The organism is Nonomuraea sp. NPDC050547, assembly GCF_044457345.1.
Classification (GTDB): domain Bacteria; phylum Actinomycetota; class Actinomycetes; order Streptosporangiales; family Streptosporangiaceae; genus Nonomuraea.
In genome coordinates, this window is record NZ_JBITGW010000015.1 from 109,462 (window position 1) to 133,348 (window position 23,887).

Annotated in this window: 28 protein-coding genes; 12 read left to right on the forward strand and 16 right to left on the reverse strand. The window is 70.4% G+C overall.

Going from position 1 to position 23,887, the window contains the following annotated elements:
* Window positions 1-34 precede the first annotated feature (34 nt).
* Entirely contained in the window at window positions 35-505 is a 471-nt protein-coding gene (locus ACIBHY_RS33775; RefSeq protein WP_379638697.1) for a MarR family winged helix-turn-helix transcriptional regulator, read from the reverse strand.
* A gap of 62 nt (window positions 506-567) precedes the next feature.
* Between ACIBHY_RS33775 and ACIBHY_RS33780 the strand changes: the two genes are divergently transcribed.
* On the forward strand, window positions 568-945 hold the full coding sequence (locus tag ACIBHY_RS33780; protein ID WP_379638696.1) for a cupin domain-containing protein: 378 nt from the start codon (window positions 568-570) through the stop codon (window positions 943-945).
* A gap of 53 nt (window positions 946-998) precedes the next feature.
* On the opposite strand, the gene ACIBHY_RS33785 is transcribed toward ACIBHY_RS33780, so the two are convergent.
* Complete coding sequence (locus ACIBHY_RS33785) at window positions 999-1,754, reverse strand: A/G-specific adenine glycosylase (protein WP_397308906.1); 756 nt, start codon at window positions 1,752-1,754, stop codon at window positions 999-1,001.
* Between the two features lie 195 nt (window positions 1,755-1,949).
* On the opposite strand from ACIBHY_RS33785, the gene ACIBHY_RS33790 reads away from it, so the two are divergent.
* Complete coding sequence (locus tag ACIBHY_RS33790; RefSeq protein WP_397252757.1) at window positions 1,950-2,633, forward strand: hypothetical protein; 684 nt, start codon at window positions 1,950-1,952, stop codon at window positions 2,631-2,633.
* 28 nt (window positions 2,634-2,661) lie between these two features.
* Here the strand turns inward: ACIBHY_RS33790 and disA are convergent, their stop codons facing one another.
* The 6 genes from disA to ACIBHY_RS33820 all read right to left on the reverse strand — a co-directional run bounded on the left by disA (window position 2,662) and on the right by ACIBHY_RS33820 (window position 8,820).
* Entirely contained in the window at window positions 2,662-3,747 is a 1,086-nt protein-coding gene (gene disA, locus ACIBHY_RS33795) for a DNA integrity scanning diadenylate cyclase DisA (RefSeq protein WP_397252756.1), read from the reverse strand.
* Between the two features lie 40 nt (window positions 3,748-3,787).
* Window positions 3,788-5,185 (reverse strand): DNA repair protein RadA, encoded by a 1,398-nt coding sequence (radA, locus tag ACIBHY_RS33800; protein WP_184971344.1) that lies wholly within the window; start codon window positions 5,183-5,185, stop codon window positions 3,788-3,790.
* A gap of 10 nt (window positions 5,186-5,195) precedes the next feature.
* Window positions 5,196-7,346, reverse strand: coding sequence for a M20/M25/M40 family metallo-hydrolase (locus ACIBHY_RS33805; RefSeq protein WP_397308813.1), 2,151 nt, complete (start codon window positions 7,344-7,346; stop codon window positions 5,196-5,198).
* Between the two features lie 73 nt (window positions 7,347-7,419).
* Window positions 7,420-7,725 carry a thioredoxin gene (trxA, locus tag ACIBHY_RS33810; protein WP_397308814.1) on the reverse strand — a complete coding sequence of 102 codons (306 nt, stop codon included), beginning with the start codon at window positions 7,723-7,725 and terminating at the stop codon, window positions 7,420-7,422.
* On the reverse strand, window positions 7,722-8,087 hold the full coding sequence (locus ACIBHY_RS33815) for a MerR family transcriptional regulator (RefSeq protein WP_379611921.1): 366 nt from the start codon (window positions 8,085-8,087) through the stop codon (window positions 7,722-7,724). Before ACIBHY_RS33815 ends, trxA begins: the two co-directional genes overlap by 4 nt.
* A 34-nt stretch (window positions 8,088-8,121) precedes the next feature.
* The gene (locus ACIBHY_RS33820) at window positions 8,122-8,820 is read right to left on the reverse strand and encodes a class I SAM-dependent methyltransferase (RefSeq protein WP_397107101.1); all 699 of its coding nucleotides are present in this window, start codon (window positions 8,818-8,820) and stop codon (window positions 8,122-8,124) included.
* A gap of 57 nt (window positions 8,821-8,877) precedes the next feature.
* Here ACIBHY_RS33820 and ACIBHY_RS33825 point away from each other — a divergent pair, with 57 nt between their 5' ends.
* From ACIBHY_RS33825 to ACIBHY_RS33855, 7 genes are all read left to right on the forward strand, one after another.
* Complete coding sequence (locus ACIBHY_RS33825; protein ID WP_397252753.1) at window positions 8,878-9,687, forward strand: sugar phosphate isomerase/epimerase family protein; 810 nt, start codon at window positions 8,878-8,880, stop codon at window positions 9,685-9,687.
* Window positions 9,684-10,442, forward strand: a complete 759-nt coding sequence (locus ACIBHY_RS33830; RefSeq protein WP_397252752.1) for a class I SAM-dependent methyltransferase — start codon at window positions 9,684-9,686, stop codon at window positions 10,440-10,442. Before ACIBHY_RS33825 ends, ACIBHY_RS33830 begins: the two co-directional genes overlap by 4 nt.
* Window positions 10,439-11,020, forward strand: coding sequence for a TetR family transcriptional regulator (locus ACIBHY_RS33835; RefSeq protein ID WP_397252751.1), 582 nt, complete (start codon window positions 10,439-10,441; stop codon window positions 11,018-11,020). The genes ACIBHY_RS33830 and ACIBHY_RS33835 overlap by 4 nt, the downstream gene beginning before the upstream one ends.
* A gap of 148 nt (window positions 11,021-11,168) precedes the next feature.
* Window positions 11,169-13,271, forward strand: coding sequence for a (Fe-S)-binding protein (locus ACIBHY_RS33840; RefSeq protein ID WP_397308815.1), 2,103 nt, complete (start codon window positions 11,169-11,171; stop codon window positions 13,269-13,271).
* A 190-nt stretch (window positions 13,272-13,461) separates the two neighbouring features.
* Window positions 13,462-14,214, forward strand: coding sequence for a hypothetical protein (locus ACIBHY_RS33845; protein WP_397252749.1), 753 nt, complete (start codon window positions 13,462-13,464; stop codon window positions 14,212-14,214).
* Window positions 14,211-15,272 (forward strand): glycosyltransferase, encoded by a 1,062-nt coding sequence (locus ACIBHY_RS33850; RefSeq protein WP_397252748.1) that lies wholly within the window; start codon window positions 14,211-14,213, stop codon window positions 15,270-15,272. Before ACIBHY_RS33845 ends, ACIBHY_RS33850 begins: the two co-directional genes overlap by 4 nt.
* Window positions 15,273-15,310: 38 nt before the next feature.
* Window positions 15,311-15,592: a metal-sensitive transcriptional regulator gene (locus ACIBHY_RS33855; protein WP_184971324.1), complete on the forward strand. Its 282-nt coding sequence runs from the start codon at window positions 15,311-15,313 to the stop codon at window positions 15,590-15,592.
* 75 nt (window positions 15,593-15,667) lie between these two features.
* Here the strand turns inward: ACIBHY_RS33855 and ACIBHY_RS33860 are convergent, their stop codons facing one another.
* The 3 genes from ACIBHY_RS33860 to ACIBHY_RS33870 all read right to left on the reverse strand — a co-directional run bounded on the left by ACIBHY_RS33860 (window position 15,668) and on the right by ACIBHY_RS33870 (window position 18,226).
* Window positions 15,668-15,829 (reverse strand): hypothetical protein, encoded by a 162-nt coding sequence (locus ACIBHY_RS33860; RefSeq protein WP_379638691.1) that lies wholly within the window; start codon window positions 15,827-15,829, stop codon window positions 15,668-15,670.
* A gap of 213 nt (window positions 15,830-16,042) precedes the next feature.
* On the reverse strand, window positions 16,043-17,635 hold the full coding sequence (locus ACIBHY_RS33865) for a hypothetical protein (RefSeq protein WP_397308816.1): 1,593 nt from the start codon (window positions 17,633-17,635) through the stop codon (window positions 16,043-16,045).
* 51 nt (window positions 17,636-17,686) lie between these two features.
* The gene (locus ACIBHY_RS33870) at window positions 17,687-18,226 is read right to left on the reverse strand and encodes a gamma carbonic anhydrase family protein (RefSeq protein WP_397252746.1); all 540 of its coding nucleotides are present in this window, start codon (window positions 18,224-18,226) and stop codon (window positions 17,687-17,689) included.
* A gap of 134 nt (window positions 18,227-18,360) precedes the next feature.
* Between ACIBHY_RS33870 and ACIBHY_RS33875 the strand changes: the two genes are divergently transcribed.
* A complete protein-coding gene (locus ACIBHY_RS33875; protein ID WP_397252745.1) occupies window positions 18,361-19,437 on the forward strand; it encodes a hypothetical protein in 1,077 nt (358 codons plus the stop codon).
* A 21-nt stretch (window positions 19,438-19,458) separates the two neighbouring features.
* Here the strand turns inward: ACIBHY_RS33875 and ACIBHY_RS33880 are convergent, their stop codons facing one another.
* From ACIBHY_RS33880 to ACIBHY_RS33900, 5 genes are all read right to left on the reverse strand, one after another.
* Window positions 19,459-20,028 carry a hypothetical protein gene (locus ACIBHY_RS33880; RefSeq protein WP_397308817.1) on the reverse strand — a complete coding sequence of 190 codons (570 nt, stop codon included), beginning with the start codon at window positions 20,026-20,028 and terminating at the stop codon, window positions 19,459-19,461.
* A gap of 172 nt (window positions 20,029-20,200) precedes the next feature.
* On the reverse strand, window positions 20,201-20,422 hold the full coding sequence (locus ACIBHY_RS33885) for a hypothetical protein (RefSeq protein WP_184971314.1): 222 nt from the start codon (window positions 20,420-20,422) through the stop codon (window positions 20,201-20,203).
* A 125-nt stretch (window positions 20,423-20,547) separates the two neighbouring features.
* Window positions 20,548-21,300, reverse strand: coding sequence for a GntR family transcriptional regulator (locus tag ACIBHY_RS33890; RefSeq protein WP_184971312.1), 753 nt, complete (start codon window positions 21,298-21,300; stop codon window positions 20,548-20,550).
* A gap of 150 nt (window positions 21,301-21,450) precedes the next feature.
* Window positions 21,451-21,993 carry a VanZ family protein gene (locus ACIBHY_RS33895; protein ID WP_397252743.1) on the reverse strand — a complete coding sequence of 181 codons (543 nt, stop codon included), beginning with the start codon at window positions 21,991-21,993 and terminating at the stop codon, window positions 21,451-21,453.
* A gap of 78 nt (window positions 21,994-22,071) precedes the next feature.
* On the reverse strand, window positions 22,072-22,779 hold the full coding sequence (locus ACIBHY_RS33900; protein ID WP_397308818.1) for a dienelactone hydrolase family protein: 708 nt from the start codon (window positions 22,777-22,779) through the stop codon (window positions 22,072-22,074).
* A 78-nt stretch (window positions 22,780-22,857) separates the two neighbouring features.
* On the opposite strand from ACIBHY_RS33900, the gene ACIBHY_RS33905 reads away from it, so the two are divergent.
* On the forward strand, window positions 22,858-23,652 hold the full coding sequence (locus ACIBHY_RS33905) for a 2-keto-4-pentenoate hydratase (RefSeq protein WP_397252741.1): 795 nt from the start codon (window positions 22,858-22,860) through the stop codon (window positions 23,650-23,652).
* A gap of 57 nt (window positions 23,653-23,709) precedes the next feature.
* Entirely contained in the window at window positions 23,710-23,877 is a 168-nt protein-coding gene (locus tag ACIBHY_RS33910; protein ID WP_397308819.1) for a hypothetical protein, read from the forward strand.
* The last annotated feature ends 10 nt before the right edge of the window (window positions 23,878-23,887 follow it).

The window sequence follows — 23,887 nt, forward strand, 5'->3', positions numbered from 1 at the left end:
CGGCGGTTCTGGCTTCGCGCGCCGGGTTCCCGCGTCACAGGCCGCCGAACCAGCCCGGGATGTCCAGGCGGAAGAAGTCCGGTGGCGTCATCGTGCGGAGGTCCTGTTCGAGGGCGCGTAGCCGGTCCTCGCCGAGGGTGTGGGACCAGGTGCGCCTCAGGTCGTCGAAGATGGCGGCGGACTTCATCAGCGCGTCCACCCCGTACGGGGTCAGCTTGACGATTTTCCGGCGGGAGTCGGCCGGGTCGGTGCTGCGTTCCACGTAGCCGAGGCGTTCCAGCGTGTCGATGGTCTTTCCCGCGGCCTGTTTCGAGACGCCGAGCGTGCGGCCGAGGTCGACGGCGGTGGTGCCGTGGGGGCCGACGGCCTGCATGACGAAGCCGTGCATGGGGCGAACGTCCGGGTGGCCCTGGCGGGCGAGCTCGGCGTGCAGCTCGTCGATGATCATGCGGAACGCCATGAACAGACGCAGCGGCAACTCGAAGCCCGGGGGCTCGCTTGACATGATAGACAACCTCGTTTACCTTATGGACAACTTGGTTGTCTATTTTACATGAGGAGAACGCCATGACAGTGGTTCGCAACGCCGACGCCCGTGTGACCGAGACTCCCGGAGGCGTCATGACCACCCTGGCCTCGCCCACGCAGGGCGGCGCGAGCCGTTCCCTGTGGCGGGTGGAAGTGAAGCCGGGCGGCCAGGGGCCGCTGCACGACTTCGACGTCGAGCAGGTGTGGACCTGGATCGCCGGGAGCGCGACGGTGTCGCTGGGTGAGGAGACGTTCGCGGTGGCGGCCGGTGACACCGTGATCATGCCCGCGCGCACGGCCCGCCAGATCGTGGCCGACGGCGCCGAGGGCTACACCGCCGTGGTGACCGCACCGGGCGACGCCCACGCCTTCGGGGCCGACGGCAAGGAGTTCGGCACCCCGGCCTGGATCGCCTGACCCACCGAAGGTGGCCCTCCGCGCCTTCAAGCCCGCACGCCATCGGCCATGGGTCACGTGGGGAGTTGGTAGGTGCCGTCGTCCAGGTGTTCGGCCAGGCCGTCGGTGATGAGGCCGTCCAGGGCGCGTTCGCGTTGGACGTGGTCGTCCCAGACCACGTCCAGAGCTGACTTCGGGACCGGGCCGTGGGCGGCGCGGAGCACGGCCAGGAGGCGGCCGCGGCATTGGCGGTCGGTCCCGGCGTACGTCTGGCCTTTGCGGGCCGGGCCGTCGTGGGCCGGTTTGCCCGTCAGGCGCCACGTGCACAGGTCGGAGATCGGGCAGTCGGCGCATTTGGGGCTGCGGGCCGTACAGACCAAGGCGCCCAGTTCCATGACGGCCACACCCCAGCGGGGCGCGCCCAGGGCGGGCAGGAGGGCTTCGGCGAGGCGGCGCTCGGCGGCGGAAGTGGCGGTCGGCGGGTACTCGTCCCCGCGCACCGCGCGGGCGAACACGCGGCGGACGTTGGTGTCCAGGACGGCGTGGCGGCCGCCGAAGGCGAAGCTGGCCACGGCGGCGGCGGTGTACTCGCCGATGCCGGGAAGGGCCAGCAACGTCGCGTGGTCGGAGGGGACCTCGCCGCCGTGCTCGTCCGCGATGGCCTTGGCGCACGCGTGCAGGCGCAGCGCGCGGCGCGGGTAGCCGAGGCGGCCCCAGTGGCGCACGGCCTCGCCGGGCGGTTCGACGGCCAGAGACTTCGGAGTGGGCCAGCGTTCCATCCACTCCTGCCAGATCGGCAGCACCCGGACGACCGGCGTCTGCTGCAGCATGATCTCGCTCACCAGCACGCCCCACGGCGTCGCGTCATCGGCGCGCCAGGGGAGGTCTCGGGCGTTGTCGGCGTACCACTCCAGAACGGGGGTGTGTAGGAGGATCGGCTCGATCACCCGCCTTAGCGTACGCGGAAAGGGTGACCGACGGCGTGTCGTCACCCTCGGTGGCCACAGAATTACCATGCTGTGCGTATGGATTCGGATGCGATGCGTGGCGATGGCGGCGACGTCTACTGGCGTCGGCGCATGAGCGTGCTGGTCGGCGTGCTGGTGGTGGTCGCCGTCGTGGCGTGGGCCTGCTCCAGCGGCTCCAGCGGTCCGCAGCGGACCTCGAGCGCGCAGACCGCGACGAGCAGTGGTCCGCCCGCGGCCGATCCGCTTCTGGCCGGCTTGCGTACCCTCGCTCTCGGTACGGCCAGCCCCAGCCCCACCCCGTCCCCCACCAAGAACCCCGCCACCACGGCCCCGGCCAAGGTGAAACGCCCCGGGGCGCCGTGCGAGGAAAGCGACCTGGTCCTCAACCTGCAGGGCAGGCAGGACGTGTACGGCGCCGGCGCCATGCCCAACCTGATGGCCACGCTCGTCAACACCGGCCAGGTCATGTGCACGACCGACGTGGGGCCGCGGACCATGGAGATCCGCATCACGTCCGGCGAGGACCGCATCTGGTCGACGGCCGACTGCGTGAGCGGGGAGACGGGGACGGCGCAGAAGCTGGAGCGGGGGATCCCGTTCGTGCGCACGGTGGACTGGGACCGCAAACGCTCCCGCACCGCGTGCACGGCCGACGGCCCCACCGCCCTGCCCGGCACGTACGTGGCGGTGGCCCGCCTGGGCAAGCTCAAAAGCCCCCTGGTCGTCTTCCACCTCCGCTGATGGGAGCTACCGGGAGAACAGACAGCTGCTACACGTAGCGCTCGAGGATGCTGGACTCGGCGAGGCGGGAGAGGCCCTCGCGGACGCTGCGGGCGCGGGACTCGCCGACGCCGCCCACCGCCTGGAGGTCGTCGATGCTGGCCGCCAGGAGTTTCTGCAGGCCGCCGAAGTGGTCCACCAGGCGGTCGACGACCGTGGCGGGCAGGCGGGGGACCTTGGCCAGCAGGCGGAAGCCGCGCGGGCTGACGGGGCTGTCGAGGGTCTCGTTGCCGCTGTGGCCCAGGACGTGGGCGACGGCGGACAGGTCGAGGAGCTCGCTGCCGGTGAGGTTGTCGAGCGAGTGGAGTGACTCGGCGAAGTTGCGGTGGCGGCGGCCGGCCGGGGCGGGGAGGTAGTCGCGCACCACCAGTTCGCGTTCTGAGTCGACTCCGGCCACCAGCTCGTCCAGTTGCAGGGACAGCAGGCGGCCGTCGGTGCCGAGTTCGACCACGTAGCCCTTGATCTCGTCGCTGATGCGGCGGACCATCTCCAGCCGCTGCGCGACCGCGGCCACGTCGCGGACGGTCACCAGGTCTTCGATCTCCAGCGCCGACAGGGTGCCGGAGACCTCGTCGAGGCGGTGTTTGTAGCGTTCGAGCGTGGCCAGTGCCTGGTTGGCGCGCGACAGGATGGCGGCCGACTCCTCCAGGACGTAGCGGATGCCGTCGAGGTAGAGGGCGATGATCCGCATGGACTTGCTGATCGCGATGATCGGCAGGCCGGTCTGGCGGGCCACGCGCTGGGCGGTGCGGTGGCGGGTGCCGGACTCGTCGGTGGGGATGGAGGGGTCGGGCACGAGGTGGACGGCGGCGCGGACGATTTTGGCCTCGTCGTGGTGGACCACGATCGCGCCGTCCATCTTGGCCAGTTCGCGCAGGCGGGTGGGCGAGAACTCGACGTCGAGCAGGAACCCGCCGCTGCACAGGTCTTCGACCGAATCGTTGTAGCCCAGCACGATCAGGCCGCCGGTCTGCCCGCGCAGGATCCGCTCCAGGCCGTCGCGCAGCTGTGTGCCCGGCGCCACTGCGGCCAGGGCTTCGCGACGGCGGTCGTCAAGACTCCTGTCGTTTGGCACCTGACCCCCGTGTAGATATGTCAACTTCAGCTTAGCGGGGCTATGTGACGTGTGTGAGTGCGTCCCACACGTTCTCCGCCTGGACGACTTCGAACCCGGGCGCGAACGACACCGGCCCGACCGGCACCAGCGAGCGCTGGCCGGCGCGCTTGTTGCCGGATTCTTCGAGCGATCCGGCGGGTACGAGCGCGCGGGTGAAGCCGAGCCGCGCGGCTTCGGTGAGCCGCCTCCGGACGTCCTTGACCGGCCGCAGCTCCCCGGCCAGCCCGACCTCGCCGAGAGCGACCAGACCGGAAGGCAGCGGTTTGTCACCCGCCGCACTGGCCACGGCGAGCATAACGGACAAATCCACCGCGGGGTCGGCAATTTTCAGCCCGCCGACCGTGGCGGTGAATACGTCGCACCCGCCCAGCTTGGCGTTGAGCCTGCGTTCGAGTACGGCCAGCACCAACTGCACCCGGTAGGAGTCGAGCCCCGAGGTGGTGCGCCGGGGCTGCTGCGCCTCGGTGCGCGCGACCAGCGCCTGGACCTCGGCGGGCAGCGGCCGGGTGCCTTCGACGGTCACGGTCACGCAGGTGCCGGGGACGGGCTTGCTGCGCTGGGAGACGAACAGCCCGGTGGGGTCGGTGATGCCCTCGATGCCGCGCTCGTGCAGGTCGAAGCAGCCCACCTCGTCGGTCGGCCCGAAGCGGTTCTTCACCGCGCGCACCAGGCGCAGCCGCGAGTGGCGGTCGCCCTCGAAGTTGAGCACCACGTCGACGAGGTGCTCAAGCGTGCGGGGCCCGGCGATCGAGCCGTCCTTGGTGACGTGGCCGACCAGCACGGTCGCCATGTTGCGTTCCTTGGCCAGCCGGACCAGGTTCGCCGCGACCTCGCGCACCTGGGTGACGCCGCCGGGCACGCCGGTGGCCTGCGCGGAGCCGATCGTCTGCACCGAGTCGACCACGAGGAAGCGGGGCTGGACCTTCTCCACGTGGGTGACCAGCGCGGACAGCTCGGTCTCCGCGGCCAGGTAGAGGTTGTCGCGCAGCGCCCCGATACGGTCGGCGCGCATCCTGACCTGCGCCGCCGACTCCTCGCCCGTGACGTAGAGAACGGTGGCGCGCTGGGCGATGGACGCGGCCGCCTCCAGCAGCAGCGTGGACTTGCCGATGCCGGGCTCGCCGGCCAGCAGGATGACGGCGCCGGGCACGACCCCGCCGCCGAGGACCCGGTCGAGCTCGCCCACGCCGGTGGTGCGCGCGGTCGCGAGCTCGGCCTTGACCTCGCCGATCGGTACGGCCGGCCCCGTCGTGGCTCCGGCCCGCACGACGTGGACGCCCTTGGCGCCCTCCTCGTCGACCGTGCCCCACGCCTGGCACTCGCCGCAGCGGCCGACCCACTTGAGCGTGCGCCAGCCGCACTCGGTGCAGCGATAACCCGTCGCAGTCTTGGCCATGCGGAGCAGGCTAGCGGGCGGGGGCGACAATCTTCGTCAGGAAGGCGGTCGTGCGCGGCTGGAGCTGCATGCTGCCTTCCGGGACCCGGTATCCGGGGATCACCGACATGTCGTACTCCTGTTGGTAGATGCGGATCTTGGCCTCGCCCGCGCGGAGCGTCAGCGTGACCTCGACGCCCTCGGCGGGCGGCGCGTGGAAGGCGAACCCGGCCCGCTCGCCCAGCTCGCGGCCCGCCACGGTGATCTTCGGCCGCTGTCCCTCGACGTCCAGCCCGACGACCGGCGCGGCCCCGGACGGGGTCAGGCGGAGCGCCATGGTCCTGACCTCGCCGGAGGTCGTGTCCTTCAGCACGGTCAGTCCGGGCGCGCGCAAGGGGGCCGCGGGGGCCCGGCTCGTGGTCAGGTCCTCCTCGCCGAAGAACCGGACGCCGTCGGCGTCGCCGCCACCGGGCCGTCCCCAGCGCGCCTCGCCGGTGCCGGCGTCGATCGCGTAGGAGAGGTGCTCCTGGCGCGGGTGGGCGGCGTCGAAGCGGTCCGCGAACAGTCCCGCCGCGATCAGCGCCGCCGCCGCGACGGGCAGCCCCACCCACACGGTACGGCCCGGCGGCCGCGCCACCACGGGCAGCGCCAGCAGCAGCAGGAGCGCGAAGTGCGGAGCCGACAGCATGCCGCCGATGCCCAGCCCGATGTCCAGCGAGGTCAGCGCGGTGCCGCCGAGCATGACCGCCGCCGGCGCCAGCCCGGCCGTCAGCGCCACGATCCCGCCCCGCGGCAGCTTCAGGGACACCAGCCACCCGAGCGCCGCGAACAACGCCGGCCAGGCGAACACGTGCGACCCTCCGGGCAGCAGCAAGGCCGACACCATCCCGAGCGACGCGACAAGAAGCAGCCCACCGCAGGCCGGCCCGCAGAGCACCGGCCCATCCGACCGGCGGCGGAACAGCGACGCGCACACCAGCACGATCGCCGCCGTGAACACCAGCAGAGCCGCCCAGTACAACCAGGGCCGGTAGGGGTCGCCGGTGAACATCATCGTGTAGTCGGGCCGCAGCGCCCCCAGCAGCGGCCACAGGGCGTATCCCCAGGCCCCGGCCAGGACCACGGTCACCAGAGACATCCCCAGCCCGGCGAGGGCCCCGGGCCATCTCACCAGCCCCCGCCGCCGCATCACGAACACCACGGCCAGAGCCATCACGAGGGCGAGCGCCGCGATCGGGATCTCCAGCCATCCCGGATACCTGACCAGCGCCCCGGGCACGGTGAAGAACACCGACTCGCCCGCGGACTCCAGCGTGCCCAGGTCCTTCGACCCCAGCGCCGCCGCCACGGCCAGCGCGTTGTCGCCCATCTGCTGGAGACTGCCCCGGTCCAGGTGGGCGGGGTCGTCGAGCGGGGTGTGGTAGTACGCGCCGCCGCCGACGAAGGCCGAGTCAAGACCCATCCACCGGGCCTGTTCGAAGACGTGGAAGTCGGTGTTGTTGGGCAGCAGGCCCATCAGGGAGGCGAAGGCGGAGTCCGCGGCGGGGTGCGGGGCGGCGGTGCCGTACACGTCGATGAGGCCACCGGAGGAGCGGAACATCTGCACGGTGCCGCGCACACCGCGGGCCTCGTGGTTGAGCACCACGACGGGGCCGTCGAAGCGGTTCTGGCGCGCGAAGGCCTCGGCGCCGAGCAGTCCTGCCTCCTCGGCGTCGGTGAGCAGGACGACGACGTCGTTGCGGAGGTTCGGCGGCAGGGTGCGGGCGACCTCCAGGACCGCCGCGGTCCCGGCGCCGTCGTCGGCGGCGCCGGGCGCGCCCGGTACGGAGTCGTAGTGGGCGGCCAGGATGATCCGGCCGGTGGAGGCGGTGCCGGGGCGGGTGGCGACGATGTTGCGGACCCGGCCGACGGGCGTGCTGCCCGTGTAGGTCAGGGGCAGCACGCCGACGCCCTCCTGGACGCGGGTGTCGAAGCCGATTTCCTTCAGGCGAGCCACGAGGTGGTCGCGGACGCGGTCGTTCGCGGCCGAGCCGGTCGGGTGCGGCGCCTTCGCGACCACCCGCACGTCCTCGAAGGCGCGGGCCGCGCTGAAGGCCGTGGCGCCGCTCCTGGGCGGCGCCAGGTCGAACATCGTGACCGCCACCAGCGCGGCCAGCGCGAGAAGACTGAGAACTCGGCTCATGACCGGCCACGTTAGGACGGTCACTCAGCGGAGCGGATCGCTCGCGATGAGGATCCGAACTACACAAAAGGGACTACGCGAGGCCCAGTTCGCGCTCCAGCAGGCGCTTGGGCTTGGCGCCGATGACCTGCTTGACCGGCTCCCCGTTCGCAAAAAGGATCATGGTCGGAATGCTCATCACTCCGAAGCGGGCCATGATCTCCGGGTTCTCGTCGGTGTTGAGCTTGCCGATCGCCAGGCCGCGCGTGGCCTCGATCTCCTCCAGCACCGGGGCGACCATACGGCAGGGCCCGCACCATTCGGCCCAGAAGTCCACGAGCACCGGCTTGTCGCTCTTCAGTACCTGCTCGTCGAAGTTCTCGGTCGTCAGCGTGATCATTTCTCTCCCTTGAAGACACATCCGGAGCACAGTTGCGCGGCCACCTCGGCACGGCGGGCGAGCAGCGTCCGGATCTCGGAGTCGATCTCCTCCAGCTTGCGCCGGTAGACCTCCACAGAACCGGCGCAGTCGCCGCCGGAGGAGTGGCCGGAGCGCAGGCATTCGACGAACGGACGGGCGTCGTCCAGCGTGAAACCGTTGGTGAGCAGTGTGCGGATCTCGCTGACCAGCCGGACGTCGTCCTCCTGATACTCGCGGTAGCCGTTGGCGGCGCGCCGGGCGCTGATCAGGCCGTGCTGCTCGTAGTAGCGCAGTGACCTGGTGCTCACGCCCGCCCGTCTGGCCAGTTCACCGATCCGCATGCCTCCACGCTAAACGTTGACACCAACGTCAATGTCAATAGGTACGCCACCGCAGCACGTTCGGATAGGCCACTTCCAGGCCCGGAGTCTCCCGGATCGCCTCGGCGGCCACCTCCGGCGTGAACTCGATGCGCAGCACCGCCTCCAGGTCGGCCCGCCGCTCGAAGGACATGCGCAGGTCGAGCGGACGGCGCAGCCAGCCCTGCCGGGTCCAGAAGGTCTCGACGGCCGTGGGGGAGTAGCTGGGCACGGTGCGCTGGAACCAGCGGCCGAAGTCGCCCCGGGTGGCGTCCAGGTCGACGACGAAGGCGGCGCCGCCCCGCCGTACCACGCGGTCGAGTTCGCGCAGGCCCGGCTCGCAGCCGGGACCGAAGAAGTACGCCCAGCGCGCGATCACGACGTCCACGCTCGCGTCGGGCACCGGCAGGCTCTGGGCGGTGGCGCGGTGCACCTCGACGCCGGGCAGGCCCGCGCAGCGCCGCAGGGCCAGCTTGACCAGGTCGCCGTGCGGCTCCACGCCGATCACCCGGGCGGCCTCCGCGGCGAGCGCGGGCAGGTGGTAGCCGGTGCCGCAGCCGATGTCGAGCACGACCGCGCCGTCTCGCGGACGGATCTCCCGCATCGCCGCGTCGGCCGCGCCATCGGGGTCGACGGCGCGGTTCTCCAGCTCGTAGACCTGCGGCGTGTTCCATATGTTGGGACTCGGGATGGCGCCGTGGGCAATGCGTGACATGGGTCAACCGTAGGCGCATGCGCCACGCCGCAGCCTCGCCCCGCTTAGGCTGGCAACGTGGCTGACGTCATCCGCGTGCCCAATGCGAAGATCGCATTGTCCACTGCTTCGGTATATCCGGAACGCACACCCGATGCGTTCGAACTGGCCGCGCGCCTGGGTTACGACGGGGTCGAGATCATGGTCGGCGCCGACCCTGTGAGCCAGGACATCGACGTGATCGAGCGGCTTTCGCAGCACTACGAGGTGCCCGTGCTGGCCATCCACGCGCCCTGCCTGCTGGTCACCCAGCGTGTCTGGGGGCGCGATCCGTGGGCCAAGCTGGTCAGGGCGCAGAAGGCCGCCGAGCGGCTGGGCGCGCAGACCGTCGTGGTGCATCCGCCGTTCCGCTGGCAGCGCGACTACGCTCGCGACTTCGAGACCGGCCTGGCGCGCATGCGCGAGGAGACCGACATCGTCTTCGCGGTGGAGAACATGTTCCCGCTGCGCGCCCGCGGCAACGACGTGGTGCCGTACTCGCCCGACTGGAACCCGGTCGACTACGACTTCCCCCACGTCACGCTCGACCTGTCGCACACCGCGGTCTCCGGCTCCGACGCCATGGAGATGGCGACCAAGCTGGGCGACCGGCTGGCCCATCTCCACCTGGCCGACGGCCTCGGCACCACCAACAAGGACGAGCACCTGGTGCCGGGCCGCGGCAACCAGCCGTGCGCGCCGATGCTGGAGCGCCTGGCGAGGAACGGCTACGACGGCCTGGTCGTGCTGGAGATCAACACCCGCAAGGCGGCCTCGCGGTCCGAGCGGATCGACGACCTCGCCGAGGCGCTCGCCTTCGCCCGGCTGTACCTGGCGGCGCGCACATGATCGAACGTGAACTCGGCAGGGTGTTCGACCGGGTCGCCGAGGCCTACGACGCGGCCCGCCCGCACTACCCCGACGAGGTTTACGGCGCCGTGTCCGAGATCACGGGGATCGAGCTCGCGGGCGCGACGGTCGTGGACGTCGGCGCGGGCACGGGCATCCTGACGCGTGCCCTGCGGGCCCGCGGCGCGCGGGTGCTGGCCGTGGATCCGGGCGCGGAAATGCTCTCCTACCTGGTCTCCCGCCTCTCCGGTACGGCCGGCGTCGCCGCGGTCGTGGCCGACGGCAACGCGTTGCCCGTGGGCGACGCCAGCGCGGACCTGGTCACCTATGCCCAGTCGTGGCACTGGCTCGACCCGGCCGTCTCGATCGCCGAGGCCCGGCGGGCGCTGCGCCCCGGCGGCGCGATCGCCGCCTGCTGGAACTTCGCCGACGCCGGCCAGGCCGAGTGGCTGGCTGCCTACGAGGCGAGGCTGTCGGCCGAGGCGCCGCGCTACTGGGGCCCGGCGCACGAGAAGTGGTCGCCGCCGCCGATCGCCGCCGCCTTCGAGGTGGTCGAGGAGCGCTGGATCCCGTGGAACCGGCTGGTCGGCATCGAGGAGTTCCTGCTCGACCTACGTTCCCACTCCTACATGGCGGCGCTGCCGGCCGAGCTGGCCGACGAGCTGGTGGAGCGGCGCCGCGGCGAGCTCAGGCTGGCCTTCCCCGACGGCATGCTGAGCGTGCCGATGCGCGTCTACCTGGCGGTGGGGAGATGACCGTCAAACGGCGCCCCGGCCGTCGGCCGGGGTCCGCGGACACGCGGGGCGAGATCCTCACCGCGGCCAGGACGGTCTTCGCCGAGAAGGGCTTCGACAAGGCGACGGTTCGGGGCATCGCCAGGGAGGCGAAGGTCGATCCCGCGCTGGTGCATCACTATTTCAACACCAAGGAGGGCATGTTCGCCGAGGCCATGCAGCTCCCGATCAATCCGGAGGAAGTGGTGCCGGCGCTCCTGGAGGGGCCGCGTGAGGAGGTGGGCGAGCGGCTGGTCCGCCTGTTGCTCACGCTGACCTCCGAGGAAGAGGCCCGCCAGCCGGTGATCGCGCTGATGCGCTCGGCGATGACCAACGAGGCGGCGCTGGCGATGCTGCGGGAGTTCATCACCAACGCCCTGCTCTTCCGGGTGGCCGACGGGCTGGGCGTGCCGCACCTGCGGATAGAGGCGGCCTTCTCGCAGATGTTCGGGCTGGTGATGGCGCGCTACGTGCTGCAGCTGGAGCCCTTGGCCACCGCCGACGACGAGGAGCTGGTGGCGCTGATAGCGCCGACGATTCAGCGCTATCTCACAGGCTAGAGCATTGTTCTAGAAGGCGGGTTGACCTTAGGGTGGGTCGCGTTGGGCCCGGAATGTTACTCGCGGGTAGGATTCTGGGCAGACCTGGTCATTGCGTGGATGACCGGCAACCGTACGCTGGCAGCCAACGCCGTCTGTGGGAGGACCCGTGCTCTGGGTAGCCGTGCTCGCGCTCGTCATGACCGTGGCGGCGGTGGCCGTCGCGGGCCGCAGGGCCCTGTTCCTGTTCAAGCTCGCGACCGTGGGACCACCGGCCCCCGAACGCATCGAGTACGCCAAGACCCACGTACCCGATGAGCTCAAGGCCCAGATCGTCGAGGTCTTCGGGCAGAAGAAGCTGCTGAAGTGGACGCCGTCCGGCGTGGCGCACTTCTTCGTCATGTGGGCCTTCTTCATCCTGCTGACCGTCTACATCGAGGCGTACGGCGGGATCATCCAGGGAGCTGTCACCGGGCGGCCGAACTTCCACATCCCGCTGATCGGGCAGTGGTCGGCGCTCGGCTTCCTGCAGGACTTCATCGCGGTGGCCTGCGTGCTCGGGCTCATCGCGTTCGCGGTCATCCGGATCAAGAACTCGCCGAAGACGCTGGGCCGCAAGTCCCGCTTCTCCGGTTCGCACCTGGGCGGCGCCTGGCTCGTCCTGTTCATGATCTTCAACATCATCTGGACGTTGTTCCTGGCGCGCGGGGTGGCTTCGGCCAACGGCAACCTGCCCTACACCGGCGGCGCGTTCGTCTCGATCGCGCTGGGCGAGATCCTGCCCGCCAGCGCGCTGCTGGAGGAGATCGCGCTGCTCCTGCACATCGGCTTCATGCTGGTGTTCCTGGTCATCGTGGTGAACTCCAAGCACCTGCACATCTTCACCGCGCCGCTGAACGTGTTGTTCTCGCGTCGCCCCGACGGCCTGGGCGCCGCCTCCGAGCTGCGGGTGGACGGCAAGCTCGTCGACTTCGAAGACGAGGACCTGGACCCGGAGAAGCTCGGCCGGGGCAAGATCGGCGACACGACCTGGAAGGGTTTCCTCGACTTCTACTCCTGCACCGAGTGCGGACGCTGCCAGTCGCAGTGCCCGGCGTGGAACACCGACAAGCCGCTGTCGCCGAAGATGCTGATCCTCGACCAGCGCGACCACGCCTTCAAGGTCGCCCCATATCTGCTGCAGGGCGCCGACACCAGCCACGCCGACACCGACGTGCTCGCGCTGCTGGAGAAGCCGCTGGTCGGCGAGGAAGGCATCATCCACCCCGACGTGCTGTGGTCGTGCACCAACTGCGGCGCCTGCGTCGAGCAGTGCCCGGTGGACATCGAGCACATCGACCACATCCTCGACATGCGCCGCTACCAGGTGATGGTGGAGTCGTCGTTCCCGTCCGAGGCGGGGGTGATGGTGAAGAACCTGGAGAACAAGGGCAACCCGTGGGGCATGTCCGAGATGAAGCGGGCCGACTGGATCGAGGAGCTCGACTTCGAGGTCGAGCTGGTCGAGGACAAGATGCCCGAGGACGCCGAATACCTCTTCTGGGTCGGCTGCGCCGGCGCCCTGGAGGACCGGGCCAAGAAGACCACCAAGGCCGTCGCCGAGCTCCTGCACATCGCGGGCGTGAAGTTCGCCGTGCTCGGCCCGATGGAGGCCTGCACCGGTGACCCGGCCCGCCGCCTGGGCATGGAGTACCTGTTCAACATGCTCGCCCAGCAGAACATCGAGACGCTGAACGAGGCCGGGGTCAAGAAGATCGTGGCCACCTGCCCCCACTGCTTCAACACGCTGGCCAACGAGTACCCGCAGCTCGGCGGCACCTTCGAGGTCGTCCACCATACCCAGCTGCTGTCGCACCTGGTCGACACCGGCAAGCTCACGCCGGTCACGCCGATCGAGGAGAAGATCACCTACCACGACCCGTGCTTCCTCGGCCGCCACAACAAGGTCTACTCCCAGCCTCGCGACATCATGTCGAAGGTGCCCGGCGTGCAGACCCAGGAGATGCACCGGCACAAGGACCGCGGCTTCTGCTGCGGCGCCGGCGGCGCCCGCATGTGGATGGAGGAGCGCATCGGCAAGCGCATCAACACCGAGCGCGTGGACGAGGCGCTGACCACCAACCCGGACACGGTCTCGACCGCCTGCCCGTTCTGCATGGTGATGCTCGGCGACGCCATCAACGAGAAGAAGAACAGCGGCGAGGCGAAGGAGTCGCTGGAGGTCGTGGACGTGGCGCAGCTCTTGATCAAGTCGGTCAAGGGTGTGTCCTGACGCGGGAAAGTCGGACTCCTTCACAGCCCTTGTGGAGGAGTTTCGCACGTCAGACCGGTCAAGCGCCGGAAATCCGCCATCCACATAACGGGAAAATCACGGTAACCTCAACGTCGCATGGCTTCATTCGACGGGGAGGGGGCTCGCGATGCGCGTCGTCGTCACAGACGCGGAAGTCACTCTGGCTGACGTGCTCTCCCTGCGACTCGCGATCGACGACCCGCTCGATGAAGGCACCGAACTGGTGCTGCGCCATCGGGGAACGGGCGTCGAGCGCGACGTGGTGCTCGGCAAGCCGGGAAGCAGGTCGCGCGAGGCCACGCTCGCGGTCTCACTCGCGCCGCTCGGCCTCATCGCCGGCAGATGGGACGCCTACCTGCGCCACGACGGCGCCAGGACCAGGCTCAGGAGCGTGGACCCCGGCTTCTCGCTGGACCACCTCGACACCTACGCGCTGTGCAAACGCACCTTCGCCTACCGCTCCTACCGCACGCGCAACGGCTTCCTCGCGCTCAAGATCGACGAGGCGGAGCCCGTGGCCGAGGTGCGCTCGGTGTGGTTCAGGGAGGGCCGGTTCGAGGTGATGGGCCTGCTCGCCTTCACCGGCCTGGACGACGACGACGCCCGCCACGAGGCCAGTCTCGCGCTGCGCCGCAGGCAGTCGGCCGCGCACCTGTCCGCGCGGGCCACCGTCCAGGGCGTGCGATTCCACGCCGCGGTCTCCCTCGTGGACGTCATCGCCGCAGACCCGGAGGCCTCCGGCACCTGGGAGCCGTCGCTGGAGGTCGAGGGACTGCCGGAGCCGCTGCGGCTGGGCTCGCGGCTCGACGACGTGGACGGCAAACGCCGCCGCCTGCACTATCCGGCGACCAAAGTGGACGGCGTGCCCGTCCGGCCCTGCTACACCGCCGACGACGAACTGCGGATCGAGGTGGGCGGGTGAAGGTCAGCCTGATGCTCCCCTCCGCGTACGGCATGCGCGGCGACATCCGGTCCACCCTCAACCTCGCCAGCGCCCTCGCGGAGCGGCACGAGGTCGAGGTGATCAGCATCAGGCGGCAGAAGGAGAAGCCCTTCTTCCCGGTCGGCTCCAAGGTCAGGCTCCGCTCGGTGGTGGACGTCCGGCCGGGCGTCAGGCACCTGTTTCCCAGCGGGCAGATGCGCACGGAGGTGGCGCTGTGGCGGACGTTGCGCGGGCTGAAGAGTGATGTTCTGATCACGACGCGGCCAGCATTGTCTGTCCAGGCCGCCAGGTACGGCCCGCGCGAGATCCTCCGCATCGCCCGCGAATGGGGCCGGCCCTCGGTGCCCGCCCCGGTGCGCAAGTTCTACCCCCGGCTCGACGCGGTCGTCACGGCCACCGAGTCGGCGCGGGAGGAGTGGACGCGGCTGGTCGAGGGCGGGCCGGAGGTGCTGGCCGTACCGGACGCGCTGCCCCGGGGGCCGTGGCCGCGCTCGCGGATGGACAACCGGATCGTGGCGGCGGGCGGGAGGTGGGTGCCGGCCAAGGCGTACGACCGGTTGATCAGGGCGTTCGCGATGGTGGCCGACAAGCGTCCCGACTGGCGGCTGCGGCTCTATGGCGGCGGGCCGGAGGAGCGGCGGCTGCGCGCGCTGGTGCGCGAACTGGATCTGCACAATCACGTGTACTTCATGGGCACCACGCCCGATCTGGCCGGCGAGTTCGCCAAGGCCTCGATCGTGGCGACGACCTCGCGTACCGAGGACCTGGGGATGACCGTGCTGGAGGCGATGGGCTGCGGGGTGCCCGTGGTGGCCTTCGACGGGGCCAGGGGGCCGAGCGAGTTCGTGGCGACCGGCTACAACGGGGTGCTCGTGCCCGAGGGCGAGGAGCGGCTGTTCGCCGCGGCGCTGCTGGCGCTCATCGACGACGAACGGCGGCGCCGTTCGCTGGCCGCGGGGGCGCTGGAGACGACCGCCCGCCACTCGGCCGACGGCGTGGGCGAGCAGTGGGAGAAGCTGATCAGCGAACTTCGCTGAACGCGGCCCGCGATACCGCTTACGGGTACCGTAGGACCATGCATGGGTACAGCGGAGACAAGCAGGCCTATCTCACGCGGCTGCGCCGGGTCGAGGGCCAGATCAGAGGCCTCCAGCGCATGGTGGAGGACGACGCCTACTGCATCGACATCCTCACACAGGTCTCCGCCGCCACGCGGGCGCTTCAGGCCGTGGCTCTCGGGCTGCTGGAGGAGCACATCTCGCACTGCGTGGCCGACGCGATCAACACGGGAGGACCGGAGGCGGACGCGAAGGTGAAGGAGGCGTCCGCGGCCATCGCGCGTCTGGTTCGCTCCTAGTCGAAGTGACTAGTCCTGTCACCGCGGTCCCGGACCCCTGGGGAGTCCGGGACTAGGTCTTTGTACTGGCCCATTTCAGTGACTCGCTGAAGTCCGCAATCCGAGCGCGTCGTCGAGCTCGGCCAAGGTGAGTCGCCGGTCGCTGATTGCCACGGCGGTCAGCACCTCGGCGTAGAGTGCAATCTCGTCCAACGCGACACGATCGTGGACCCGATAGTCCAGGTCATCGTGCCCCACCGCGTCGTCCTTCCTTCCGCAGCCCACACCCTCTACGAGGTTACGGCCCGGGGCCCTTCAGGCGACATGGCCCATCGGGGTCATTCCTTTCTGTACCGCCGGGCCCCATCAGGATCATTTCCCGTTTCCGAGATCACAATTCAGCCAATGCCCGGTTGTTCAGGAGAAAGAACGATATAGGGGGAGTAAGAGAGAAATTACGGTATTAGTGGTTTACGGGTGGATGTCGTCGCGCTCGTGCACGAGCCTGCGGACGATCGCCCGCGCCCCGGCCAGACCTTCCTCCGGCATCCGCGCCCCCGTCAGCCTGCACCACGTCAGCCCGGTCGCGTACGCCGCGCCCAGCACCGCCGCCGCCGAACCCCTGTCCGGCGGGGCGACCACCACCCCGCGCGCCGTCGCCGGCGAGGTCGCGCGCTCCGGCCAGCCGCCCGTCGCGCCCGTCCACAGAAACGCCGGTACGGCGAAGCCGTCGGGCTCGGTGTGCTCCCCGTACTCGGCGACATGCGCGGTGAGCTCGGCGTAGGCATGGCGGACCCGGTGGTCCAGCCAGTCGTGCAGCCGATCGCCCGCCCCCGGCAGGTCGGTCAGGAAGGACGCCGCCGCCCTCGGCGCGTCTGAGGTGAACGCCAGGGACTCCACAAGGTCGTAGACCGTGTGGCGGAAGGCGGTGCCGGGGTCGGTGTCGGGCAGGATCCACCTGGCCAGGTCGGCGGGTACACGGGCCAGCCACGCCCGCCGTACCGTGTCGTCGCCCCTGAGAGCCGCGGCGTGGTCGAGTGCGGGCTGGTGGAGCAAAGGCTTGAGCATGGCCAGCAGCGCGTGGGCACGGGGGGCGAAGCGCGGGTCGTCGGCCAGGATCTGCGCTGTGTCGGCCATGAGGGCCACCAGCCGCAGCCCGGCCTTCCCCGGAGTGTCCTTCCCGCTCCGCGCGCCGCCGGACGGTCCTGAGCCGCCGCCGTGGGAGTGCTCGGTCGTGCCGTACGCGGAGTGGCCCGTCGCGTGGGGACCGGACACCGAATGGCCAGACGTCGAGTGGCCGGACGTCGAGTGGCCGGGAGCCGGGTGGCCGGGGCCTGTGGAGCCGGGGGGCTCGTCCGGGCGGGTGTGCCAGGGGTAGGGGGCGGACAACTGCGAGGGGTCGGACCGGCCGATGGCGCGTACGCGCTCCGCGTACAGCGTGACCAGGGCCTCCAGGGAGGGGCGGGTGAGCCAGCGGACCCACTCGTCGCCGGGCAGGGGCCGCCGCAGGTACTCGCCGAAGATGGTGAGCAGGCGCTCGTTGCCGTCGAACGCGGGCGCGTACGCGCACCACATGATCGTGCCCCAGACGGCGGCGACCGTGCTCGGGACGTCGGCGGCGAAGACGTCCCTGAAGGAGGTCAGCGGGTAGTCGAGCTCCGACTTGCGGCCCGCACGACGCAGCAGGACCCGGATCTCCTCGGTGAGGCCCGGGTGCACGTCGGGGCCGATGAAGGCCTGGGTGGACCCGTCCGGGCCGATGAAGTCGGCCCCCGTGGGCAGCAGGCCGGGGTTCAGGACGGGCGAGCCGTGGCGGCCGGTGCGGACGGGCAGGCCGCGCGGCGGGGCGGCCAGGTGCCAGCGGCCGTCGCCGGGGTCGTGGAGGTACCAGCGGGCGTGGGCGCCGAAGAGCCAGCGGCCGCCGTCAGGGGTGACGACCGTCATGGTCGCCAGCGCCTCGGCCCTGAGGTGATCGGGGAGCCCGGCCCAGCGCGGGTTCGCCACGAGCGCGCGCACGTCCGCTTCGACGGCCGAGAAGGGGTCCAAGGGGTGCACGGCGGCCATCGTACTTCGCCGGTCCGCCACGGTCGGCGGCAATAGGGGGCAGAATGTCCGTTATGACGATCGGAGGGGGGACGCCGAACGGTGTCTGATCGCCTTGGCCATATAGGAATCCGGGGTACGCGCGAACGTGGCCCTGTCGTCGTCGGTGAGCTCGCGCACGACCTTGCCGGGGACGCCTGCCACGAGCACGCCCGGCGGGATCGTCTTGCCGGGGCCGACCAGCGCGCCCGCCGCCACGAGGGTGCCCGCGCCGACACGGGCGCCGCCGAGCACGATGGCGCCGATGCCGATCAGGGCGCCGGTCTCGACGTACGCCCCGTGGACCATCGCCTTGTGGCCCAGGCTGACCCGCGGCTCCAGGATCGCCGGCTCTCCCGGATCGGAGTGCAGGCAGCAGAGGTCCTGGACGTTGCACTCCTCCCCGATCTCGATCCGCTCGTCGTCTCCACGCAGGACGGAGCCGTACCAGATGGACGCCGCGCGGCCCACGCTGACGCGGCCCACGACGACGGCCCCTGGCGCTATGTACGCCTCGGGATGAATGTCCGGAACTGCCCCGTTGTCCAACGCTGCTATGTACACCCGGGACATCGTAATTCCTGCCCCAGGTGTGGCGTTCCGGTTGCGGACGTGGGCAGATGGCAGGAAAGTCGATTCCTGACGTCTCGTCGTCAGACACTCACAAATTGCAGTCCCCCGCCTCACGCAGACCATAGGTAACCCCCATGAAAAACCAGCACGAGAGCATCCCCGATCTGATGCAAGAGGACACCTTCGAGGTCGTGATGCGCGGCTACAACCGCCGTCAGGTCCACGACTACATGATGAGAACCCGCAATCAAATCCGAGATCTCGAAGAGCGGCTGGCACGGGCGATCGACCAGGCGGAGCAGGGTCGCATCGAACTGGCCGAGGCCAGGCGGCGCATGGTCGAGGCGCCGCAGAGCTACGAGGACCTGAGCCCGCGCCTGGCGCAGATCCTCAAGCTGGGCGAGGAGGAGGCGGCGGCCAAGAAGGAGGACGCCGCCAGCGAGGCCGCCAGCGTGCGGGAGAGCGCCAGGTCGGAGTCCGACCGCATGGTCACCTCCGCCCGTGAGACCGCCGACAACATCCTGACCTCGGCCCAGGCCGAGGCCGAGCGCCGCGTGGGCGAGGCCACCTCGGCCGCCGAGCGCATGCTGGCCCAGGCCGGCTCTGACGCGGAGGAGACCCTGACCACCGCGCGGGCCGAGGCCGAAGAGGCCCTGCGCGAGGCCAGGTCGGAGGCCGACCGTGCGGTCACCGCTGCCACGACGGAGTCCGAGCGCCTGGTCGAAGGGGCGCAGGCCGAGGCCGAGCGGACCACGAACGCGGCCAGGGCCGAGGCGGAGCAGACGCTCGACTCGGCGCGCGGAGAGGCCGAGTCGACGCTGACGGCCGCGCAGCAGCGGGCCGCCTCGCTGGACGAGCACGCCGGGCGCCGGGTCAGTTACCTCACCGACACCCATGGCGAGGTGGTACGCCGCCTGACCGAGATCAGCGCGGTGCTGGGCGACCTGATGCGCAGCGAGTCGGCCGCCGGGCCGCTGCTGGAGGGGCCGCCGGCCGTTCCCGCCGACGAGGCGCTCACGCTTCCCGCCCAGGAGACGCCCGCGGCTCAGGACGTGGTCACGTTTCCGGCTCAGGAGGAGCCCGCCGTACCCTCGCAGGAGGACGTGCGGGTGATCGTGGCCGACTCGATCGAGGAGCCCCAGCCCCAGCCCCAGCGGGCGAGTGACGACACGGACGTCAACATCGGCGGGTTGACCGACGTGCGCAAGTGACCGGCGGTGTCGCGGGCCCCGCTACGGCGGGGCCTGCGTCATGTCCAGGTACGCCCGTCCGCGCGGCGAGACGCGATAGCCGGTTTCGAGGCTGATGGTGAGGCCGAGGTTCTTGAGCTTGCGGACATTGATCTTGAATTCGCGCAGTTCCTGGCCGATCTCGGGAGCGAGGTCGCCGGCCCGCACTCCGGGGCGCTCGGCGATCAGGCGGAGCGTGGGCAGAGCCCAGGGACCGAAGCGGGCCATACGGGTACGAAGGCCGGCGAGATCGTCGGGGGAGAGCTCGGCGGAGTCGGCGAGCGCGTCGCGGGGGTCGCTCGCGTCGGCGAGGTGGAATGCGATGCGGTGGATCGGGTCGTCACCGCGGGCGTCGAGGTCGCGGCGGAGCGTCGCGGCGTCGGGGAAGCCCGCGGCGCGGGCGTCGGCGTCGGTGATGGCGGTGACCACCTCGACCGAGGAGACGCCGGCGATGCGGCCGTCGCCCATGCGGTAGCGGCCGCCGGGCTTGACCTGGCTGCGTTTCCAGCGCCGGAAGGCGAGGGTGACGGTGCCGTCGGCGATGCCTTCGCGCAGGCGCTGTTCGAAGAGCATGGGTCCGACGCTACTCCGTGGGCGGAAGCCTCCGCCCCCGATAGGGTCGGAGGCTTCCGCGACCTTGGCCCCGTTCTTTGGTGGCCCGGTGCCGGAGCCGCCGAGACGCTGGACCCGGCACCGGGCTGCTCATGTCGCCTGAACCGGCTGAACCGTGAGAACGGTCCAGCCGTCAGGCGGGCGGCGGGGTTCCCGCTCGCCTCTGCTGGTCCCGGAGCTGGTCGCGCAGACCGTCCGGGTCGTCGGCGTCGATCGTCATCGCGCACCCGGCATCACGCTGCTCGGCGCTGAGCGGGTGATGCCGAGTGGCCCACCAGCGTCCCGCGTCGCTCCGCCAGATGGTCCAGTGCGGAAACTCCCGGGCGATCTCCGCGAGGTGCCGGTCAAAGGACATGACCACCCTTCCCGGGACCCGCTGCTAGGCGATGATTCCTTCCCTTCCGACGATGGGGTACCTCTCTAGAGAAGGCAAGATCCGCGAGAGACAGGTCAACCTATCGCTTGACATTTCGGCTTGACCTAAGCATCGAAATCGTACTGAAGTACATAGGCTGCGGAGTCCAAAACCATCTCGTTCAGCTCGACCGGAAGTCCGCCGGAGGTGTAGGCGGTCCGGCAGACCTCGATGACGGGGGTGCCGCCGGGCAGGCCCAGGAGCCCGGCCTCGCGCGGGCGGGGCATCCTGGCGCGTACCTCCTCGGTGAAGTGGGCCGGGGGCAGCCCGAGGTCGCCCAGGCGGGCGTAGACGCCGCCGGGGCCGGTGTCGGCCACCGTGATCGCCGAGCCCTCGACCAGCGCGGCGGGGAAGTAGGAGGTGGCGAGCTGGACGGGGCGGCTGTCGACCGAATAGCGCCGCCGCCGTACCCAGACCTCACCGCTCTCCAGCACCGCTGAGACGTCTTCCGTGGCGTTCTCCCTGGCCACCTCCACCTCGTCGACAGTGAACGGACGGCCGCGCGTGTCGGCGTCCCAGATCGCCCGCCCCTGCCCCCACTGCTCGCGGGACAGGCGGCGGGAGCCGTGTCGTCGGATCGGTTTGAACAAGCGCACGTAGACCCCCGAACCTCGCTTGGGTACCGCCAGCCCTTCGTTGATGAGTACGGCAAGCGCCTGCCGAGCGGTGGCGCGTGCCACGTCGTGCTCTGCCATGAGCGCGTTCTCGCCCGGTAGCCGATCCCCGTCGCGCAATTCGCCGGCCATGATCCGCGCGCGGAGGCCGTCGGCGATCCGTCGATAGATGGGGGGCTCGTGGGGTACCGGGGATTCAGACACGTTTGACCACCCTCTGTCACCAACCGGGTTTGGCGTCTCCAGAGAACTTGCCCCGTCTTGTCCACGATCGCACAGATACGCAGGTTGGTCGCGTGCTTCTTTTGAGTGGATCGTGCCTGTGTGGTGATCTTCGGGGGTTTTCGCGGGCCGTTACCTTGGAACGGTCCTGCCCGGTATTGCGGGGGCCCACCAGCGGCGAGTAATCACGGCAGCCAGTACGGCCCCGGCCGTGTTGACCAAGACGTCGTCGGTGGCTGAGTCGCGGCCCAGTCGCAGGCCGTACTGGAGGGACTCGACGGTCATGGAGGCCAGTGCCGCGATGAGGGCGATGCGCGCCAGAGAGGTGAAGCGCGCCGAGCGGACCGGGAGTAGTCCCCCCAGGGCGGCGAATACCAGTAGATTCCCGCCAACCTGCACGAATGCCGTCTCCCACGGCCCGGAGGCGAGGTCGATCAAGACCTGGAAGGGGGCGAGTTCGACCGTGTTCCGGCGGCTGGAGGGGGTGAGGATCATCCAGATCCAGGGCGCGGTGCCGATGACGATCCCGACGTCGGCGACCGCGCTGCGGAGGGGCGCGGGATGCCCGCGGCGAGCGCGGCCGCGGGTGAGATGGAAGATCGCCAACGCCGCCGCCGGAACGGTCAGAAGCGTCGCGATGATGACATTTCCCCACATGGTGAAGATCTCTGTCACGGCTTCATCGTGGGGTACGGGGAAGTGGCGTACCAGACAGGGTGTGTGGGGGCCGTGTGCAGCTTCTGTGCACGCCTATTACGGTCGGACCGGAATGTGGTTCCCGAGAAAGTCGACGGCCACCCGCCAGAGGTCCGCCGCGGCCTCCTCGTGGTAGAAATCCGGGGCCTCATGGTTGTGGAATGCGTGTCCGGCCCGCTCGTCCACGTGCACCCGGACGTTGGGGCGGCCCGCCGCCGCCCGCTCCACCTCGGCCACCCGTTCGCGGGGGATGTAGGGGTCCTGGCCACCGAAGGCCAGCAGCAGGGGAGCTTCGATGCGCTCCATGAGGGCGAGGGTACCGGGCACCTGCGAGCCGTAGAACGACAGCACCGCGTCCATGGGCTCGTCGGCGGCCAGCGCGAAGTTCAGCGAACCGCCCAGGCAGATGCCGAGCGAGCCGACGCCGCCCGTGACCTCGGGCAGCGCGCGCAGGTGCGCCAGCGTCGTGCCGCTGTCGGCCACGCCCTGGGCGCCGTCGAACCGGCTCGCGACCTCGATCGAGGCCTGGAGCCCCGCCATGTCGTGGGCGCCCTGCCAGTTGCGCCGCACCCGCCAGAACAAGTCGGGGGCGGCCACGACGTAGCCGAGCGCGGCCAGGTCCTCGGCGACCTTCCTGATGTACGGCCCGACGCCCCAGACCTCCTGCAGCAGCAGGATGCCCGGCCCGCGGCCGGAGTCCGGCAGCCAGACGTGGACGTCGAAGGAGCCGTCATGGGCCTTCACCTGATCGATACGAGTCCGCATAACAGGCAGCGTAATTGGCATAGATCGCCCGCAGGGGAGACGATGACGAGAGCCCACCATCAGGCTGGAGTGATTCAGATGCACGATGAATGGTCGGAAGCGGTGGACGTGCGCACCCAGGCGGCCGACCGGCTGCTGGACGCGGCCACGTCGGGCAAGCCGTGCCCGCCGGTCCGCGACCTGGTCGGGTCGGTACGGGACGGCTACGCCGTACAGGAGATCAACACGCGGCGCGCGCTCCAGGAGGGGCGCAGGCTCGTCGGCCGCAAGGTCGGCATGACCAACGCGGAGGTCCGCGGCAGGTTCGGCATCGGTGAGCCGGACTTCGGGATGTTGTTCCAGGACCGCTGCCATCTCGACGGGCAGCCGATGCCGATCGGGGACTTCCTGCAGCCGAGGGTCGAGGGCGAGGTGGCGTTCGTGCTGAAGGAGGATCTGGAGGGCGGGCCGTTCACCACCGCCGAGGTGATCAGGGCGGTGGACTTCGCGCTCGCCGCCATCGAGGTGGCCGACTCCCGGATCGAGGGCTGGGACATCACCCCGGCCGACACGATCGCCGACAACGCCTCAAGCGGCGCCTTCCTCCTGGGCGGCGACCCCCGGGATCTGCGCGGGCTCGACCTGCGCACGGCGGCCATGACGATGACGCGCAACGGTGAGCAGGTGTCGTCGGGGTCGGGGGCGCAGGTCATGGAGCACCCGCTCAACGCGCTGGTCTGGCTGGCGGGCGCGACGGGACGCTCGGCGTTCCCGCTGCGCGCGGGCGACGTGGTCCTGACCGGGACGCTGGGGCCGTTCGTGGAGGCCGTCAGCGGGGACGTCTTCGAGGTGCGGATCGACGGGCTCGGCTCCGTGCGCGCCGTGTTCGGGTAGGGAGGAGCGGGAGACTTCCGGTGGTACTGCCGGGAGTACGGGGCCCAGGCGCACGAGGTGGAACTCCAGGTACGCGACGTCGTCAAGGACCTGCCGCCGGTTTTCGCCGCCTTCTACGCCGACCAGGCGGCGCGGACCTGCCGCGACTGCGGAGCGCTGCATTCGGGCAAGGGATGGCGCTCTTCCCTTCTGCCGCCGCACGCGCGAGGATCTCGGAAACGCTAGCGGCAGCGGG